Here is a 17,271-nt window from a genome sequence, read left to right as displayed (position 1 = left end):
GTAGATGCAAATTCATTAAACGGTCTGCGCCACCGGACGGCGGAGCGCCTCGAACAGCCAGCGCTGGGCAGAGCCCACGGTAGCCGCCTCGCCGGCGATCTCGGTGACGAGATCTCAATACCGACCGATCCGCGGATCGTTGTCGACGCCCGCGTTCCCGATGAGGGCACGTCGGAACTCCGGGGTGTCCTTTTCGCGGCGGGCTCGAGCGTGGGCGTCGACGAACCTGTCGACGGCGGGACCCGGTGACGGCGGCCGCCCGGCGAGCACCAGCGGCATGGCCATGTCACAGGCTTCGGCGACACCGGTGACGAGGCCGCGACGATCGCTGATAGCTGTCGGCTCGAACCGCCACAGCTGGCGGGCCATGATCGAGGCGAACGCCCGCTGCTGGGCAAGGGCCACAAGCTCTGCATACGCGACAACGCCGGCCGGATTCGGCTCCGCCGGCGGTGGTGGCGCGGTCATCTGCACGAAACCCTCGAATGTTTCCGGCGAGATTGCGCCGGCGAAAAGCCGCCGCCAGAACTCGACGACGACGCCCCGCCCGATCGCTGCGTCCGGCACAGCGGACAGCACCTGCAGCCGGGCGGACCGCTGGTCCGGCGCTGCGTGCTCGACCGCAGCCAGCGAAGCCCGCCGCCACGCCAGCACTTTCAGTTCGGCCTCGACCGCGGCCCGCTCCGCGGCCACCGCCTCACCGATCGTCACCCGGGCCGCCAGGACGTCACTGATGGCGCCCAGGCCGAGACCGATGGCGCGGAGCCGCCGGACCAGCAGCAGCGACTCGATTGCGGAGGCGTCGAACAGGCGGTGCCCACCGGGGCTGCGACGTGCCTCTAGCAAGCCTTCATCGCAGTAGTAGCGGATCGTCCGCACCGGTACCCCGGTGAGCCGCGACAACTCGCCGATGGTTGTGCCGTCCGTCACAGTCCCTTGAACCTCCACCGCACTGGAGTTCCTAGCCTAGGCAGCGGACGAAGGGAACACACTGTGAACACCGAGGACATCTGGCGAGCCGTCGACGCCGAGCGGCGCAGCCTGCTGCACCTACTGGAACACCTCACCGCATCGCAGTGGCGCCATGCCAGCCTCTGTGCGCAGTGGCAGATCCGGGATGTCGTCGCCCATCTGGTGCTCTCCACCCGCGCCGGGGTTGGTCAAATCCTGATCAATCTGCTGCGGGCTCGCGGCGGTGTCAACCGCATGGTGCGCGATACCGCGATTCGTCATGCCGCACAGCTCGATGACCGGGCGCTGCTCGACGAGATGGCTAGCACGATCGGGGCACACGTCACCCCCGTCGGCACCACGCCCACGGATCGGCTGATGGACCTGCTGGTGCACGGCCAGGACATCGCGGTTCCGCTCGGCGTCCGTCGCGACATGCCTACCGAGGCAGCGCGGCTGGCGATCGACCGGGTCTGGAACCCGCGGTTCCCCTTCCGCGCGGCCGCGCGGTTGGCGCCCTACCGGCTGCGCGCGGTGGACACCGAGTGGGCCGTGGGCGCCGGGCCCCTCATCGAGGGTCCGGTTTCGGCGCTGCTCCTGCTGGCAACCGGACGCGAATCGGCTGCCCTGCAACATCTCAGTGGCGAGGGCGCGGAGTTATTGCGGAATGGTTGACCCCGTCGATCACTAACCCCGCAGCACGGCGCCGACGGTCTCGGCGGCGCGGGCGACGGCGGCATCCCGGGCCGCGCTGGCCTCGTCCTCGGTCAGGGTGCGATCGCTCGCCCGGAACCGCAACGCGAACGCCAGCGACTTGTGCGCCGCACCGACCTGCGGGCCGGTGTACACGTCGAACAGCTGGGCGTCCTCCAGCAGCTCCCCGGCCCCGTCGCGCACCGCGTCGAGCACCGCCTGGGCGGGCACCCCGGCGTCCACCACCAGCGCGATGTCCTGGAACACCGCCGGGAACGGCGACACCCGCGGCGCCGGCGTCGCCTCGGTGATCGGGACGGCGTCCAGGTTCAGCTCCACCGCGCAGGTGCCCTTGGGCAGACCGGTCCGTTCGATCACCGCGGGGTGCAGCTGCCCGGCGTGCCCGATCACCGTGTCACCGACCAGCACCGCCGCGCAGCGCCCCGGATGCCACGGCAGGTACTGGGCGGCGCGCAGCACCACCTGCACCCCGCAGGCCCGGGCGATCGTCCGCACCGCATCGAACGCGTCGGCGGCCTCGGCGGCCCGGCCCGGCCCCCACGGCCCGCGGCGCTCCCGCAGCCCGGTCAGGGCGAGCGCGACGTGCTGCGGTTGCCGCGGCAGCGACGCGTCGACCGCCGCGACCTCGGCCGGCGTCGGCCGGCGGTCCACCGGCAGCCGATCCAGCCCGCCGCTCTGCCCGGTGGGCTGCACCACCTGGGCGATGGCGTACACCGAGACGTCGACGATGCCGCGGGACACGTTGCGTCCCAACGCTTCCAACAGCCCTGGCAGCAGCGTGCTGGCCAGTTGGGGGCGGTCGGCTTCCAACGGGTTGAGCACCGCGGTGGTGACCCGGCGCGGATCGTCGGCCGGCAACCCCCAGGCGTCGAAGACACCGGCCGGCAAAAACGGGGTGGGCAGCACTTCGACGTAGCCGTCCAGCGCCAGCGATTTGCTGACCGCGCGGCGCCGCCGCTGCACCGCGGTCAGTCCCCGCCCGGGCGGCGCCGACGGCAGCACCGACGGGATGGTTTCCAGCCCCTCCAGCCGCAGCACCTCCTCGACCAGGTCGGCGGGTTGTCGCAGGTCCGGGCGCCAACTCGGCGGCGTCACCCTCAACGTGTCGCCGTCGCGGTCCACCACGGCACCGATCTGGGTCAGCCGCCGCGCGGTGGTGCCCTCCGGATAGTCCGCCCCGGCGATCCGGTCGGGCAGGTCGGCGGCGATCGCGATCGGCGGCCCTGTCCATTCGGCGGCCGGCGGGTCGCCGCGCCAATCGGTCAGGGCCGGTTCGGCCACCCCGCCGGCGATGTCGGCGAGCAGCGCGGCGCAGCGGTCCAGCGCGGCCACCGAGATACCCGGGTCGACGACCCGTTCGTAGCGGCGGGCCGCCTCGCTGGGCAGGTGCAACCGACGCGCGGTGCGGGACACCGCCGCCGGATCCCACACCGCGGCCTCCAGCAGCACATCGGTGGAGTCGTCACGCATCTCGGTGGTGCCCGACCCCATCACCCCGCCGATCGCCGCGGTGGCGACGTCGTCGACGATGAGCACGTCGGCGGGATCCAGCCGACGCTCGATGTCGTCGAGGGTGACCACGGTCTCGCCGGGCGCGGCGAACCGCACCGCGAAATCCCCGGTGATGCGGCCCCGGTCGTGGGCGTGCATCGGGTGCCCGAGTTCGAGCATCACGTAGTTGGTGGCGTCCACGGCCGGGGAGATGGCCCGGATCCCGCACAGCAGCAGCCGTCGCTGCAGCCACCACGGCGACACCGCCGCCGGATCGATCCCGGTGACCGGGCGCAGCGCGAACCGGCGCACCCCGGTGGCCGCATCCACGGTCAGCGGCCAGGCCTGGCCGTCGGCGGGCAGCGCCGGCACCACCTCCCGGGAGGCGGGGTCCACGAAGTCCAGGCCGTAGGCGCAGGCGATCTCGCGGGCCAGGCCGCGCACCGACATGCAGTAGCCGCGGTCCGGGGTGATCGCCAGGTGGAACACCACGTCGTCGAGGCCGAGGGTGGCGATCCCGTCGGCGCCGGGGTCGGCGGTGCCCGGCGGCAGCACCAGGATGCCGGACTGGTCGGCGCCCAAGCCGAGTTCGGTGGCCGAGCAGATCATCCCGTCGGAGGTGCGGCCGTAGGTTTTGCGGGCGGCGATGGTGAAGTCCCCGGGCAGCACGGTGCCCGGCAGCGCCGCCACCACCAGGTCGCCCACCGCGAAGTTCGTTGCACCGCAGATGATGTCACGGGGAGCGTCGTCGCCGACGTCGACCCGGCAGGCCCGGATCGGCTTCTTGAACTCGGTGAGCTCCTCGATCTCGAGCACCCGCCCCACGGTCAGCGGGCCGCGGACCGGGCCGAGCGCGATCACCTCTTCGACCTCGTGGCCGATCCGGATCAGGGTCTGCTCCAGCTCGTCGGCGGACACCTCCCAGCCCGGCGCCCCGGCCGCCACCACCTCACGCAGCCAGCTGTAGGGAACCCGCATCAGACGCCGACCCCGAACGGCAACGAGAACCGGACGTCGCCCTCGACCATGTCGCGCATGTCCGGGATGCCGTTGCGGAATTGCACGGTGCGCTCCAGGCCCATGCCGAACGCGAAACCGGAGTACACCTGCGGGTCGATGCCCACCGACCGCAACACGTTGGGGTGCACCATCCCGCAGCCGCCCCACTCCACCCAGCCGGGGCCGCCCTTCTTGTTGGCGAACCAGATGTCGAACTCGGCCGACGGCTCGGTGAACGGGAAAAAGTGCGGCCGGAACCGGGTGCGCGCCGACGGCCCGAACTCGGCACGGGCGAACGCGTCCAGGGTGCCGCGCAGGTGCGCCATGGTCAGGCCCCGGTCCACCGCCAGGCCCTCGACCTGATGGAACACCGGGGTGTGGGTGGCGTCGAGCTCGTCGGTGCGGAAGGTGCGGCCGATCGAGACGATGTAGACCGGCAGCTCCCGGCCCAGCAGGGCGCGCACCTGCACCGGGGAGGTGTGGGTGCGCAGCACCTGCCGCGAATCCTCCGGCGCGATGTAGAAGGTGTCCTGTTCGCTGCGGGCGGGATGATCCACCGGGAAGTTCAGCGCGTCGAAGTTGAAGTGTTCGGCCTCGACCTCGGGCCCTTCGGCCAGCTCCCACCCCATCGCTACGAAGGTGTCGGCGATCCGCTCGGCCAGAATCGTGATCGGGTGGCGGGCCCCGATCGGCTGCCGGGTCGACGGCAGGGTGACGTCGATGCTCTCGGCGACCAGCACCGCGGCGTCCCGCTCGGCCCGCAGCGCGGCCAGCCGCTCGTCGTAGCCGCGCTGGGCCTCGCCGCGCGCGGAGTTGACCCGCTTACCGGCGTCGGCGCGGTCGGCCTTGGGCAGCGTCGCCAGCGCCTGGCGGGCCTGGGCCAGCGGCGACCGGTCCCCGAGGTGTTCGGTCTTGGCGCGCGCCAGCGCGTCCAAATCGGCGGCCAGGTCGAAGGCGTGCCGGGCCGCACTGACCGCTTTGGTCAATGCCTCCTCGGACAGGTCGACGGGGTGCTCAGCCACGCGGCGGCGTTCTCCTCACGGATGCCAGGGACTGCGGCACGGATGTGACGCAAGTGCTGATCATATAAGTGCTCGACCCGGCCGGTTCCGGCGCGCGGTTGAGCCGTCAGCGCGACAGCGCCGGCTGGGCGGTGACCAGCGGAACCGCCAGTGACCTGCGCGCCCAACGGCGGCGGGCGATCCGGTCGGCCGCCACGGCGCCCAGCGTGCCCAGCCCCACCCCGGCCAGCACCGAGACACCGGTGTGGGCCAGCACCACGAAGCCGAACACCGCCGACACCGCCAGCAGCGCATACCGCACCCGGGTCCAGCGGGTCGGCCCGCCCAACCGGGTGGCCACCAGCATGCCCAGCAGCACCGCGGTGGCGTGCCCGACGTCGGTGAAGTCGGCGCACAACGCGGCCGTGCCCAGCGCGACCGACACCCACCAGCCGATCCACGCCGGCCGCCACCGCGCCGGGATCGCCGCGGTCAGCGCGCCCAGCACCGCGGCCGCGCCGTAGCTCATCCCGACATCGCGGGCGAAGCTGACCGACACCGGCAGCCAGCCCAGCTTCAGCGCGGCGGTCAGACCGGTCGCGACCAGCAGCGTGGCGCCGATATGCCCGACCGCGAACACCAGCGCCAGCCGGCCGCTGCGCCACAGCAGCTCGGCCAGCGCGAGCAGGCACACCAGGCCCGGCAGCCACAGGTACACCGGGCCGCCCGCGGCATCCGGGACGAACGCGCTGCCCAGCAGCGTGGCCAGGTGCCCGTGGCTCAGATTGTGCAGGTTGGTGCTGGCGTTGCGGATGACCTGTTCCTGCGTCTGCGGCCCCAGCACCAGCAGCGTCGTGGCCACCGTCAGCAACGCCGTCGCGTAGCCGACCGTCACCCGGACCCGCGCCAGCCGGGATAACAATTCGATAACCATCGGGTTCTACTATGCCTCGACGTCCGGGTCGTCGGGCTGGGGGGTACCTGGAAACTCCCTACGAGTTTCGAGCCGGTACATCGCCAGTTCCGGCGGCACCCCGGTGGGTTTGGCGCCGAACACCTGCCGACGGGCCCGCTTGGCGACCACCCCCAGGGCGTCCAAATCGGTCTGCGAAATCTGGTCCAGGGCGGTGCTGGACACCACGATGCCGCCCCGGGCGGCGCGCTCCATCACCCGGGCGGCGATGTTGACGTCGACGCCGAGCCAGTCGTCGGCCAGCCGCTGCGGCCGGCCGGTGTGGATCCCGACCCGCATCCGGGGGGTGTGCCCCTGGACCTCGACGGTTTTGATGGCGTCCTGCGCGGCGAGCACCGCACCGACGGCGATCAGCGGGTCGCGGAACACCGCCATGATGCCGTCGCCCATCCGTTTGACGATGTGGCCGCCGGCGTCGAGCAGCGGCGGTTCCACCGCTTGCGCCACCCGCCGCAGCAGGGTCAGGGTCGCGTCGTCGCCGGCGCGCAGCGACCACGTCGAGAACCCGACCAGATCGGTGAACACCAGGGTCACCTCGGGGTTGGCCGGCCGGCGGGACACCCGCTCGGTCAACGCCTGCCAGACCTGCAGCGCGCCCAGGCTGACCTCCCGGGAGGCCGCCCCGCGATCCCCCATCAACCGGTCGGCGGCGCGGGCGGCGGCGCGGGGGCCACCCTCGCCGGCGGTGGACAGCGGGTCACCGAACTCCGGGTCACCGGGCAGTACCCGTCGGGCCCGCCGGATCGCCTCGATCAACCCGGGACTGTTGTTGGTGTTGCGCAGCCACGCCGCCACGCCGCTGACCGACAACGGGGAATGCCGCGGCGGCGGGATCGGATCCGGCATGGTCCCCACCTTCTCGAGAGTGCCGGACCCCTGATCAGAGGGCTCGCGGTCCACTTGCGCCAGGGTATGTGCCGCGCGCCGCCACCGGCAACGCCCACCGCAGTGGTGTCCGCCACGCGAGTTCGGCAAAAACCCTGGTCACGGCGTTACTACGGCAGTGTAGCCAGCCGGCAACGACACCCCGCGACGCGTCGTCGAAATCATCGACAACATGCGTTGTCAACATTATCGTGGGGGGTACCTGTCCCCAGGAGGCCGTGATGAACACACCGTCGACGTCCACCACATCCCCCTCGCGTCGCAGCCAGGCCGATCCGGCGCCGCTGGGCCCCGATTCGCTGACCTGGAAGTACTTCGGGGACCTGCGCACCGGCTTGATGGGCGTGTGGATCGGCGCGATCCAGAACATGTATCCCGAGCTGGGCGCCGGCGTCGAAGACCATTCGATCCTGCTGCGCGAACCGCTGCAACGGGTGGCGCGCTCGGTCTACCCGATCATGGGGGTGGTCTACGACGGCGAGCGCTCGGCGCAGACCGGCGAGCAGATCAAGAACTTCCACCACACCATCAAGGGCGTCGACGGCGCCGGACGGCGTTACCACGCGCTGAATCCGGACACCTTCTACTGGGCGCACGCCACCTTCTTCATGCTGGTGATCAAGGTCGCCGAATACTTCTGCGGTGGGCTGACCGAGGCCGAGAAGCGGCAGCTGTTCGACGAGCATGTGCAGTGGTACCGGATGTACGGGATGAGCATGCGGCCGGTGCCGGGGTCCTGGGAGGAGTTCTGCGAGTACTGGGACCGCAAATGCCGGGAGGAACTGGAGATCAACCAGGCCACCCTGGACATCTTCCACATGCGCATCCCCAAACCGAAGTTCGTGCTGATGCCCACCCCGGTGTGGGATCAGTTGTTCAAGCCGTACCTGGCCGGCCAGCGCTGGATCGCGGCCGGGCTGTTCGACCCGGCGGTGCGGGAGAAGGCGGGGATGCGCTGGACGCCCGGCGACGAGGTGCTGCTGCGGCTGTTCGGCAAGGCCGTCGAGGTGGCGTTCCTGTTCGTCCCGGACGAGATCCGGCTGCATCCGCGGGCACTGGCCGGCTACCGCCGCGCGGCGGGCCGCATCCCGGCCGACGCGCCGCTGATCGAGGCACCCAGCTTCATGGCGCCGCCGCGGGACCGGCGCGGGCTGCCGATGCACTACTTTCCGCGGCGCAAGACCCTGGTCGAGCGGGCCGGGTCGCTGGTGCACACCACCTTGTCGCTGGCCGGCGCCCGGGCGAGCCGGGGCCGCCGTGCGGCCGCCTGAGATTGCGCCGACTGGGCGCGGGCGCTCCCCCGCGAGGGGGAATTTGGCGACGGGTCACTGGCGTGTCGCGTCGTGAAATTCCCACTCGGGACCATTTGGCGCCTGGCGCCTAACGCTCTAACCGCTGGGCGCGGGCGCTTTGGTAAAGGCAGATCGCCGCGGCGGCGGCGACGTTGAGGCTCTCCGCGCCGCCGGACATCGGGATCCGCACCCGGTGGTCGGCCAGCGCGGCGACGTCGGCCGACAGGCCATGCGCCTCGGGCCCGAACAGCCAGGCGGTCGGCCGGGCGAGCCGGGGTTCGGCGTCGTCCAGGGACAGCCGGCCGTCCAGGGCGGTGGCCAGCACCTGTAGCCCGGCGTCGTGCAGGGCGGCGACGGCGGCGGGCGGGTCGGGCACCTCGACGACGGGGACGGAAAAGATGCTGCCCGCCGAGGCGCGCAGGCACTTGCCGTTATAGGGGTCGACGCTGTTGCCGGTCAGCAGCACCGCGGCGGCCCCCATCGCGTCGGCGACCCGGATCAGGGTGCCGGCGTTACCCGGTTCGCCGACCCCGACCGCCACCGCGATCAGCCGGGGGCCCGCCGCCAGCACGTCGGTCAGCTCGGTGTCCGGCGGTTCGCACACCGCCACCAGCCCGGACGGAGTGACGGTGTCCGACAACGCCTTTGCGGCGCGTTCGGTCACCAGGTGCACCGGCGGGCCGTCCAGCAGGGCGGCGTGCCGCCGCGCGGCGGCCTCGGTGGCGAAGATGTCGCGCACCAGGCCGCGCCGCGCCGCGGCTTCCACCAGGTTGGGGCCTTCGACCAGGAACCGCTGGGCGCGGCGCCGACCGACATGCCGATGCAGTTTGACCGCCGCGACCACCCGGGCCGAGCGTTCGGTGAGCATCGGCGTTAGGCGCTCGGGGCGCTCAGGCCGCCTCGCCGGACGGGGCGTTGACGTCCTCGGGCAGCGCCGTGCGGGCGATGTCGACCAGCGCGGTGAACGCCTGCGGGTCGTCGATCGCGATCTCGGCGAGGTTCTTGCGGTCCACCTCGACGCCAGCGGCCTTGAGGCCCTGGATCAGCCGGTTGTAGGTGATGCCGTTGGCGCGGGCCGCCGCGTTGATCCGGGAGATCCACAGCTTGCGGAATTCACCCTTGCGGGCGCGACGGTCGCGGTAGGCGTAGGTCAGCGAATGCAGCTGCTGCTCTTTGGCTTTGCGGTAGAGCCGGGACCGCTGGCCACGGTAGCCCTTGGAGGCCTTCAGGACGGTGCGCCGCTTCTTCTGGGCGTTGACTGCCCGCTTCACGCGTGCCATTGGGTGTTCCTATTCTTGTTCGGAATGAATGGGATGACTGCTCGTCAGCCGTTCAGCATCTTGTTGACCCGCCGGGTGTCGTTAGCCGCCACCTCGGTGCGGCCATCCAGCCGTCGGGTGCGTTTGGTGGGCTTGTGCTCGAGCAGGTGTCGGCGGTTCGCCTTCTGGCGCACGATCTTGCCGGTTCCGGTGCGCCGGAACCGCTTCGCGGCACCGCTGTGGGTTTTGGCCTTGGGCATGTGTCCTCAGTTCTGTGGTCAGTTCGACGACGGCTTGGTCTCGCCGGGGGCGGGTTGGACGCCGGCCGCGCCGGCTTGTTCGGCGGCCTTGGCGCGCGTCTTCGCACCGCGATGCGGCGCCAGCACCATCGTCATGTTGCGGCCGTCCTGTTTGGCGGAGGTCTCCACGAATCCGTAGTCGGCGACGTCGGCGCCCAGCCGCTGCAGCAGCCGATACCCCAGCTCGGGGCGGGACTGCTCGCGTCCGCGGAACATGATGGTGACCTTGACCTTCGACCCCGCCTCCAGGAAGCGGACCACGTGACCTTTTTTGGTTTCGTAGTCGTGGTCGTCGATCTTGGGTCGCAGCTTTTGTTCCTTGACGACGGTCTGCTGCTGGTTCTTGCGAGACTCGCGCGCCTTCTGTGCCGTCTCGTACTTGTACTTGCCGTAGTCCATGATTTTGCAGACCGGCGGTCTGGCGTTCGGGGCGACTTCGACAAGGTCGAGATCGGCATCCGCGGCGACGCGAAGGGCGTCTTCGATGCGCACGATGCCTACCTGCTCCCCACCCGGCCCGATCAATCGGACTTCAGGTACGCGGATGCGCTCGTTGACGCGGATCTCAGTGCTGATGGGACCTCCCTGGGTAGTCTTTCGCTCACGACCGCCGCCTGATCGATCCCCGAATCAGCTGGTGAAAGTCGCCCCATCAGCGAAAAAGCCCTGCATGAAGCAGGGCCCGATGCCGACCGATCATGGCTTCCGGTCAAGGAAAGCCACCTGCGCGCCGCGCAGAACGAGCATCACCCGATGCCCGTGACCGGACCGCTGAGCCGATTCGGCCAACGGTGGGAGTGGGACTCCACTTGCTGTCCTGGCGTTCGCCGGGACGGTCGCGCATGCCAGTCTAGCAGGCATGAAGCCCAACCCTGACATCCAACCGCCCAGCTCCGGCACCCCGCCGGTGCGGGAGCTCGCCGAGATCCCCGCCGTGGAGGTGATCACCCGGTCGGCGGTCATGTTGATGAGCGCCGCCGCCGAGAAGCTCGGCTTGTCCGCGGAGGACCCCGACGCCAGCCCACACCGGGACCTCGACGAGGCCCGGCGGCTGATCACCGCCCTGGCCGGGCTGGTGACCGCGTCCGCCCAGTACCTCGGGATCCACGCCGGTCCGCTGCGCGACGGACTGAAAAGCCTGCAGTTGGCGTTCCGGGAAGCCAGCGCATCGCCCGACGAACCCGGGCAGGGCCCCGGCGAGAAGTACACCGGCCCGATCCGGTAGTCGGCGTGCCGACTTCCCGTTCACCCAATTCTTGGTTTGAGTGAATATCCTCGCGGCTTATGACCGTTACCGTGCCGCGCACGCAACGCAAGGCGACCACCCGGCTTCACTGGGTGCCGTCGGCTGCCGGCTGGATCGTCGGCCTGACCGCCACCCTGTCGCTGCTGGGCAGCGTGTCGCCGCTGATCCGGTGGATCATCAAAATTCCGCGCGAGTTCGTCGACCACTACCTGTTCAACTTTCCCGACACCAGCATCGCGTGGGCGTTCGTGCTCGCCCTGCTGGCCGCCGCGGCCAGCGCCCGTAAACGCATCGCGTGGTGGCTGCTGCTCGGCAATCTGGCCGTCGCCGCCGGATGGAACATCGTCACCCTCGCCGCCGGCACCCCCACCACGGTGGGCCGGGTCGGCGCGATCATCGGTCTGGCGCTGCACGCGGTTGCGATCACGCTGCTGCTGTTGGCCTACCGCGAATTCTGGGCCAAGGTCCGGCGCGGCGCGCTGCTGCGGTCGGCGGTGGTGCTGGTCGCCGGGTGGGCGGTCGGCATCGCGGTGTCCTGGGGGCTGGTCGAACTGTTTCCCGGAACCCTGCAACGCCCGTTTCGGCTGCCCTATGTGGTCAACCGGGTGGTGGGGTTTGCCCTGGTCGAACCGGGCTTTTTCGCGGGCAAACCCGATGTGGTGCTGCGGTCGGTGTTCGGGATGTTCGGGGCGCTGGCGTTGATCGCCGCGGCCGTCGTGCTGTTTTTGTCCCAGCGCGCCGAGAACGCGTTGACCGGCGAGGACGAGTCCGCCATCCGCGGACTGCTCGAGTTGTACGGCAAGAACGATTCGCTGGGCTACTTCGCCACCCGCCGGGACAAGTCGGTGGTGTTCGCGCCCAGCGGGCGGGCCGCGATCACCTATCGGGTCGAAGTTGGCGTCTGCCTGGCCAGCGGTGACCCGGTGGGCGACCCCAAGGCGTGGCCGCAGGCCATCGCGGCGTGGCTGCGGCGGTGCCAGGCCTACGGCTGGACACCCGGCGTGATGGGCGCCAGTTCGCAAGGCGCGCAAGCGTTCCGCGAGGCCGGGCTGAACGCGCTGGAACTCGGCGACGAGGCCATCTTGTACCCGTCGAGCTTCCGGCTGTCCGGCCCGGATATGCGCGCGGTGCGTCAGGCGGTGACCCGGGCGCGCCGGGCGGGCCTGACCGTGCGCTTCCGTCGCCACCACGACATCCCCGCCGACGAAATGGCCCAAGTCATCGAGCGCGCCGACGCCTGGCGGGACACCGACTCCGAGCGCGGTTTCTCCATGGCGCTGGGCCGGCTCGGGGACCCGGCGGACGCCGACTGCCTGCTGGTCGAGGCGGTGGGCCGCGACGGCGCCGTGGTGGCGATGCTGTCGCTGGTGCCGTGGGGGCAAAGCGGTGTGTCGCTGGATCTGATGCGCCGCTCACCGCAGTCCCCCAACGGCACCATCGAGTTGATGGTCAGCGAGCTCGCCTTGCAGGCGAACGGTATTGGCATCAGCCGTATCTCGTTGAACTTCGCCATGTTCCGGTCGGCGTTCGAGCAGGGGTCGCAACTCGGCGCCGGCCCGGTCGCGCGGCTGTGGCGGCGGTTGCTGCAATTCTTTTCGCGGTGGTGGCAGTTGGAGACGCTGTACCGCTCGAACATGAAGTACCAGCCGGAATGGGTGCCGCGCTACGCCTGCTACGAAGACGCCCGGCTGATCCCCCGGGTCGGCATCGCCTCGGTGATCGCCGAGGGCTTTTTGGTGCTGCCGTTTTCCCGGCGCGGTGAACAGCACACCGGTCACCACACGTCGGTGCCGGACACCCTGATGTCGACCGGGCTGTTGCATCACGACGGCTCCGCCCCGGACCTGTCCGGATTGCCCGCCGACCTCGCCGAGTTCAGCGAACGGCGTACCCGGTTGCCGGAACAGGTGCGGGTCCGGCTGGCCAAGCTGAAAACCCTGCGGGACCGCGGCGTCGACGCCTACCCGGTGGGACGGCCGCCCAGCCACACGGTGGCCCAGGCGCTGGCCGACGACACCGCGGTGGTCTCGGTGGCCGGCCGGGTGCTGCGGATCCGTGACTTCGGCGGGGTGCTGTTCGCCCAGCTCCGCGACTGGTCGGGGGAAGTGCAGCTGCTGCTGGACAATTCGGTGCTGGCGGACGGTCGGGCAGCTGATTTCAGCGACGCGATCGACCTCGGTGACCTGGTGGAGGTGACCGGGCAGCTGGGTGACAGCAAGACCGGGACGCGGTCGTTGATCGTGCACAGCTGGCGACTGATCGGTAAATGCCTGCGCCCGCTGCCGGACAAATGGAAGGGGTTGACCGACCCGGAGGCCCGGGTCCGCAGCCGCTACGTCGACCTCGCGGTCAACACCGACTCCCGGGAGCTGATCAGCGCCCGCAGCAGCGTGTTACAGGCCGTCCGGCAAACGTTATACGCCAAGGGATTCCTCGAGGTGGAGACCCCGATCCTGCAGCCGATCCACGGCGGCGCCAACGCGCGTCCGTTCGTCACCCACATCAACGCCTACGACCTGGACCTGTATCTGCGGATCGCGCCGGAGCTGTACCTGAAACGGTTGTGCGTCGGCGGGGTGGAGCGGGTGTTCGAGCTGGGCCGCGCGTTCCGCAACGAGGGCGTCGACTTCAGCCACAACCCGGAGTTCACCCTGCTGGAGGCCTATCAGGCGCACGCCGACTATCGGGTGTGGATCGATGGCGCTCGGGAGCTGATCCAAAACGCCGCGCAGGCCGCCCACGGCGCCCAGGTGGTGATGCGGCCCACCGACGGCGGCGGCCTGCAGCCGGTGGACATCTCCGGGGTCTGGCCGGTGAAGACCGTGCACGACGCGGTCTCCGAGGCGCTCGGTGAGCACATCGACGCCGACACCGAGCTGGCCGCCCTGCGCAAGCTGTGCGACGCGGCCGACGTGCGCTACCTCAAGCAGTGGGATGCCGGCGCGGTGGTGCTGGAACTCTACGAGCACCTGGTCGAAGACCGCACCGAGGCGCCGACGTTCTACACCGACTTCCCGACGTCGGTGTCCCCGTTGACCCGACCGCACCGGTGCAAACCCGGGGTGGCCGAGCGTTGGGATCTGGTGGCCTGGGGGGTGGAGTTGGGCACCGCCTACAGCGAACTCACCGACCCGGTCGAGCAGCGGCGGCGGCTGCAGCAGCAGTCGCTGCTGGCCGCCGGCGGCGACCCGGAGGCGATGGAGCTCGACGAGGACTTCCTGCAGGCCATGGAGTACGCGATGCCGCCGACCGGCGGCCTGGGGATGGGCATCGACCGGGTGGTCATGCTGATCACCGGGCGCAGCATCCGGGAGACCCTGCCCTTCCCGCTGGCAAAGCTGCGCTGATGCCGCCGAATCACAGCGCCCTCTCAGGGTCGCAGCTCACGATGATGCTGTGAGCGCTTCGGTGCTGGCCGCTGAGCACACGTCGTTGATGCACGGCTGGCTGCCGCTGACCGTGCAGTGCGTCGCTGTGCTGGTGCTGCTGGCGGCGATCGGCTGGCGGTCGCGGCGCTGGCGGCGGCTGTGGCTGCCGGTGGCCGCGGTCCTGGGCGTCGCGGCGGCGGCCTTGGTGCACTGGTATATCGCGGCCAACGGGCTGGCCGACGACCCGGCGCCGACCGCGCTGTGGGTCTGGATTGCGTTGACCGGGTTGGCCGCCGCGGTCGCGGCGCTCGGGTGGCGCAGCGCCCGCTGGTGGCGGCGCGGCGCGTCGGCGCTGGCCGTGTCGGCGTGCCTGCTGAGCGCCTTGCTGGCGCTGAACCTGTGGGTCGGCTACTTCCCCACCGTGCAGACCGCCTGGAATCAGCTGACCGCGGGACCGCTGCCCGGCCAGATCGATCGGTCGACGCTGGAGGCGATGACGGCCGCGGGCACGCTGCCGCGCCAGGGCCGGGTGCTGCCGGTGACGATCCCGGCCGACGCCTCACACTTCCGGCACCGCGGCGAATTGGTGTACCTGCCGCCGGTCTGGTTCACCCACACCCCGCCGCCGAGCCTGCCGACGGTGATGATGATCGGCGGCGAGTTCAACACCCCCGCCGACTGGCTGCGCACCGGCAACGCCGTGCAAACCCTCGACGACTTCGCCGCGGCGCACGGCGGCAACGCCCCGGTGGTGGTGTTCGTCGACTCCGGGGGCTCGTTCAACAACGACACCGAATGCGTCAACGGCCCCCGCGGCAACGCCGCCGATCACCTGACCAAAGACGTGGTGCCCTACCTGATCTCGGATTTCGGGGTCAGCCCGCGACGGGAGAACTGGGGCATCGTCGGCTGGTCGATGGGCGGCACCTGCGCGGTGGATCTGGCCGTGATGCATCCCGACCTGTTCAGCGGGTTCGTCGACATCGCCGGCGATCTGGGCCCCAGCTCCGGGACCAAGGCGCAGAGCATCGCCCGGCTGTTCGGTGGCAACGCCGACGCCTGGGCCGCGTTCGACCCGACCACGGTGATGACCAGGCATGGCCGCTATACCGGGCTGTCGGGCTGGTTCGACGTCAACGCCACCCGGGGTGCCGCCTCGTCGCCGACCACCGTGGTGCCCATCGCCGAGACGGCGGGGCCGGCCTCACCCACTCCCGCCAGCGAGCAGCTGGCCGCGGCGCAATCGCTGTGCCGGCTGGGCCGTACCGTCGGCATCGATTGCGCGGTGGTCACCCAGCCAGGCAAACACGATTGGCCGTTCGCCGCGCAGGCGTTCCGCGCCGCGCTGCCCTGGTTGGCCGGGGTGATCGGCACCCCGGGCGTCACCCGGGTGGGGTTGCCCCTGTCCTCCCCCGCCGCACGCTGATCACCGCGCGTGCTCAGCGCCCGGCAACGAGATACGTTCCGTGGCCTTCGATAACGGCGCCGTCGTGGAACCTCAGCACCTCGTTGACCAGCTGGCCGTTGTGGTTGCGGTAGGTGATGACGACGGTGTCGATGCCCTGGTAGACACCTTCGACGACGAACCGGAGCTCGGGAATGCGGTGCACGGCGGTGGTCCAGTACCGTCGCAGCGCGGGCTTGCCGCGCACCACGCCGCGCGTCTCGGGCAGCAGCTTGGCGGCCACCGGTGAGGTGAACACCACCTCGTCGTGGAAATCGCGGAGCACCGCATCCACGTCGTGCGCGTTCCAGTTTTCGCACCACCGCTGGCTGAAGGCCACCGCATCGAGGTCCATGGCGCGCACCGTAGCATCGGGGCGGCCCGCGTCCCCAACGATTTTCGGGGCCGGCCGGCGCTTCGCGGCCTGGGAGTACGGTGGCGCTATGCCCGACGAGACCACCGACCCCGAGTACACCCCCGGCGGGGTGCCCACCTTCGACGCGGTGCGGGAGAAGATCGAAACCCGGTACGGCGCCGCGCAGGGCGCCGCGGAACTGGACGCCGAGACCGCCGCGGGGGCCGCCGTGGACGAACAGTTCGAGGCCCGGCAACGCGCCGCCGCGGAACGGCTGGAGCAGATCCGCGCGTCGATGCGCGAGAACAAGCCCTGACCGGTGCGGACCTTTACCGTCGCCGAGCGGCGGAACCGTTTGGCGCGCAGACACTTCCTGGCCGCCGAGGGTGCCGCCGAGCCCGTCACCGGTATCGCGGGCGCGCTGATCGGTCTGCATGGCACCGACCCGGCGACCCCGTATCTGTCGTTGTGGGCGCGATCGGCGGGCTTTGTCACCGCCGACCTGGACCACGAGCTGTACCAGGCGCGGTCGCTGGTGAAGCATCTGGCGATGCGTCGCACGCTGTGGCTGATCGATTCCGCCGCGCTGCCGGCCGTGCAGGCGGCGGCCAGCGACCGGGTCGCCGCCACCGAGCGTCGCCGCCTGATCGCCGACGTCGCCAAGGCCGGGGTCGCCGCCGACGGTGCACGGTGGCTGGATCGGGCCGGCGCCGCGGTGCTGCGACACCTCGACGAGCACGGCCCGGCCACCAGCACCGAGCTGCGCGCCGCCGTCCCCGAATTGGCCGGCACCTACGATCCGGCGCCGGGAAAACGGTACGGCGGTGCGACGCCCGTGGCGCCGCGGGTGTTGACCGTGCTGTCGGCCCGCGGCGAGATCGTGCGCGGCCCCAACGGCGCGTCCTGGACGGCGTCGCGGCCGCGTTGGGCCACCGCCGCCAGCTGGCTCGGCGCCGCGGGTGATCCGATGGCCGCCGAGCCAGCTGGCGGCGGT

17 protein-coding genes are annotated in these 17,271 nt (G+C 70.9%); 7 read left to right on the top strand and 10 right to left on the bottom strand.

The window, feature by feature from the left end:
- Positions 1-114: 114 nt before the first annotated feature.
- Positions 115-903: a MerR family transcriptional regulator gene (locus BKN37_RS08310; RefSeq protein ID WP_207547218.1), complete on the bottom strand. Its 789-nt coding sequence runs from the start codon at positions 901-903 to the stop codon at positions 115-117.
- Positions 904-993: 90 nt separating this feature from the next.
- Between BKN37_RS08310 and BKN37_RS08305 the strand changes: the two genes are divergently transcribed.
- Complete coding sequence (locus BKN37_RS08305; RefSeq protein WP_071024329.1) at positions 994-1,626, top strand: maleylpyruvate isomerase family mycothiol-dependent enzyme; 633 nt, start codon at positions 994-996, stop codon at positions 1,624-1,626.
- A gap of 12 nt (positions 1,627-1,638) precedes the next feature.
- Here the strand turns inward: BKN37_RS08305 and pheT are convergent, their stop codons facing one another.
- The 4 genes from pheT to BKN37_RS08285 form a co-directional block, all read right to left on the bottom strand.
- Positions 1,639-4,134: a phenylalanine--tRNA ligase subunit beta gene (gene pheT / locus BKN37_RS08300; RefSeq protein WP_071024327.1), complete on the bottom strand. Its 2,496-nt coding sequence runs from the start codon at positions 4,132-4,134 to the stop codon at positions 1,639-1,641.
- Positions 4,134-5,177 (bottom strand): phenylalanine--tRNA ligase subunit alpha, encoded by a 1,044-nt coding sequence (gene pheS, locus BKN37_RS08295; protein ID WP_071024325.1) that lies wholly within the window; start codon positions 5,175-5,177, stop codon positions 4,134-4,136. The genes pheT and pheS overlap by 1 nt, the downstream gene beginning before the upstream one ends.
- Positions 5,178-5,283: 106 nt before the next feature.
- Positions 5,284-6,090, bottom strand: coding sequence for a rhomboid-like protein (locus BKN37_RS08290; protein ID WP_071024323.1), 807 nt, complete (start codon positions 6,088-6,090; stop codon positions 5,284-5,286).
- A gap of 9 nt (positions 6,091-6,099) precedes the next feature.
- Entirely contained in the window at positions 6,100-6,975 is an 876-nt protein-coding gene (locus tag BKN37_RS08285) for an adenylate/guanylate cyclase domain-containing protein (protein WP_071024320.1), read from the bottom strand.
- A gap of 260 nt (positions 6,976-7,235) precedes the next feature.
- Between BKN37_RS08285 and BKN37_RS08280 the strand changes: the two genes are divergently transcribed.
- Complete coding sequence (locus tag BKN37_RS08280) at positions 7,236-8,285, top strand: oxygenase MpaB family protein (protein ID WP_071024318.1); 1,050 nt, start codon at positions 7,236-7,238, stop codon at positions 8,283-8,285.
- Between the two features lie 109 nt (positions 8,286-8,394).
- Here the strand turns inward: BKN37_RS08280 and BKN37_RS08275 are convergent, their stop codons facing one another.
- From BKN37_RS08275 to infC, 4 genes are read right to left on the bottom strand one after another with little or no spacing between them, the layout of a single operon-like run.
- On the bottom strand, positions 8,395-9,174 hold the full coding sequence (locus tag BKN37_RS08275) for a TrmH family RNA methyltransferase (protein WP_071024316.1): 780 nt from the start codon (positions 9,172-9,174) through the stop codon (positions 8,395-8,397).
- Positions 9,175-9,196: 22 nt separating this feature from the next.
- Entirely contained in the window at positions 9,197-9,586 is a 390-nt protein-coding gene (gene rplT, locus BKN37_RS08270) for a 50S ribosomal protein L20 (protein WP_071024314.1), read from the bottom strand.
- A gap of 44 nt (positions 9,587-9,630) precedes the next feature.
- Entirely contained in the window at positions 9,631-9,825 is a 195-nt protein-coding gene (gene rpmI, locus BKN37_RS08265) for a 50S ribosomal protein L35 (protein WP_071024312.1), read from the bottom strand.
- 18 nt (positions 9,826-9,843) lie between these two features.
- On the bottom strand, positions 9,844-10,440 hold the full coding sequence (infC, locus tag BKN37_RS08260; protein WP_083341664.1) for a translation initiation factor IF-3: 597 nt from the start codon (positions 10,438-10,440) through the stop codon (positions 9,844-9,846).
- Between the two features lie 283 nt (positions 10,441-10,723).
- On the opposite strand from infC, the gene BKN37_RS08255 reads away from it, so the two are divergent.
- The 3 genes from BKN37_RS08255 to BKN37_RS08245 all read left to right on the top strand — a co-directional run bounded on the left by BKN37_RS08255 (position 10,724) and on the right by BKN37_RS08245 (position 15,904).
- Entirely contained in the window at positions 10,724-11,089 is a 366-nt protein-coding gene (locus BKN37_RS08255) for a DUF1844 domain-containing protein (protein WP_071024308.1), read from the top strand.
- Positions 11,090-11,148: 59 nt separating this feature from the next.
- On the top strand, positions 11,149-14,457 hold the full coding sequence (gene lysX, locus BKN37_RS08250) for a bifunctional lysylphosphatidylglycerol synthetase/lysine--tRNA ligase LysX (protein ID WP_071024305.1): 3,309 nt from the start codon (positions 11,149-11,151) through the stop codon (positions 14,455-14,457).
- Positions 14,458-14,545: 88 nt separating this feature from the next.
- On the top strand, positions 14,546-15,904 hold the full coding sequence (locus BKN37_RS08245) for an alpha/beta hydrolase (protein ID WP_071024368.1): 1,359 nt from the start codon (positions 14,546-14,548) through the stop codon (positions 15,902-15,904).
- A gap of 13 nt (positions 15,905-15,917) precedes the next feature.
- On the opposite strand, the gene BKN37_RS08240 is transcribed toward BKN37_RS08245, so the two are convergent.
- Entirely contained in the window at positions 15,918-16,277 is a 360-nt protein-coding gene (locus BKN37_RS08240; protein ID WP_071024303.1) for a nuclear transport factor 2 family protein, read from the bottom strand.
- 88 nt (positions 16,278-16,365) lie between these two features.
- Here BKN37_RS08240 and BKN37_RS08235 point away from each other — a divergent pair, with 88 nt between their 5' ends.
- On the top strand, positions 16,366-16,593 hold the full coding sequence (locus BKN37_RS08235; RefSeq protein ID WP_071024301.1) for a hypothetical protein: 228 nt from the start codon (positions 16,366-16,368) through the stop codon (positions 16,591-16,593).
- Between the two features lie 3 nt (positions 16,594-16,596).
- Positions 16,597-17,271, top strand: a 675-nt coding sequence (locus BKN37_RS08230) for a DNA glycosylase AlkZ-like family protein (protein WP_165618304.1), incomplete at its 3' end; no start/stop codon positions are given.

This window comes from Mycobacterium talmoniae, from assembly GCF_001854525.1.
Lineage (GTDB): Bacteria > Actinomycetota > Actinomycetes > Mycobacteriales > Mycobacteriaceae > Mycobacterium > Mycobacterium talmoniae.
Note: the sequence above shows the minus strand (reverse complement) of the source record. Positions and strands in the feature narration are given on the sequence as shown.

What these genes read in the sequence shown, in the direction of transcription:
- pheT (WP_071024327.1), bottom strand. Translation starts at nt 4,134, where the DNA reads ATGCGGGTTCCCTACAGCTGGCTGCGTGAGGTGGTGGCGGCCGGGGCG.
- BKN37_RS08290 (WP_071024323.1), bottom strand. Translation starts at nt 6,090, where the DNA reads ATGGTTATCGAATTGTTATCCCGGCTGGCGCGGGTCCGGGTGACGGTC.
- BKN37_RS08285 (WP_071024320.1), bottom strand. Translation starts at nt 6,975, where the DNA reads ATGCCGGATCCGATCCCGCCGCCGCGGCATTCCCCGTTGTCGGTCAGC.
- BKN37_RS08280 (WP_071024318.1), top strand. Translation starts at nt 7,236, where the DNA reads ATGAACACACCGTCGACGTCCACCACATCCCCCTCGCGTCGCAGCCAG.
- BKN37_RS08275 (WP_071024316.1), bottom strand. Translation starts at nt 9,174, where the DNA reads ATGCTCACCGAACGCTCGGCCCGGGTGGTCGCGGCGGTCAAACTGCAT.
- rplT (WP_071024314.1), bottom strand. Translation starts at nt 9,586, where the DNA reads ATGGCACGCGTGAAGCGGGCAGTCAACGCCCAGAAGAAGCGGCGCACC.
- rpmI (WP_071024312.1), bottom strand. Translation starts at nt 9,825, where the DNA reads ATGCCCAAGGCCAAAACCCACAGCGGTGCCGCGAAGCGGTTCCGGCGC.
- BKN37_RS08255 (WP_071024308.1), top strand. Translation starts at nt 10,724, where the DNA reads ATGAAGCCCAACCCTGACATCCAACCGCCCAGCTCCGGCACCCCGCCG.
- lysX (WP_071024305.1), top strand. Translation starts at nt 11,149, where the DNA reads ATGACCGTTACCGTGCCGCGCACGCAACGCAAGGCGACCACCCGGCTT.
- BKN37_RS08245 (WP_071024368.1), top strand. Translation starts at nt 14,546, where the DNA reads ATGCACGGCTGGCTGCCGCTGACCGTGCAGTGCGTCGCTGTGCTGGTG.
- BKN37_RS08240 (WP_071024303.1), bottom strand. Translation starts at nt 16,277, where the DNA reads ATGGACCTCGATGCGGTGGCCTTCAGCCAGCGGTGGTGCGAAAACTGG.
- BKN37_RS08235 (WP_071024301.1), top strand. Translation starts at nt 16,366, where the DNA reads ATGCCCGACGAGACCACCGACCCCGAGTACACCCCCGGCGGGGTGCCC.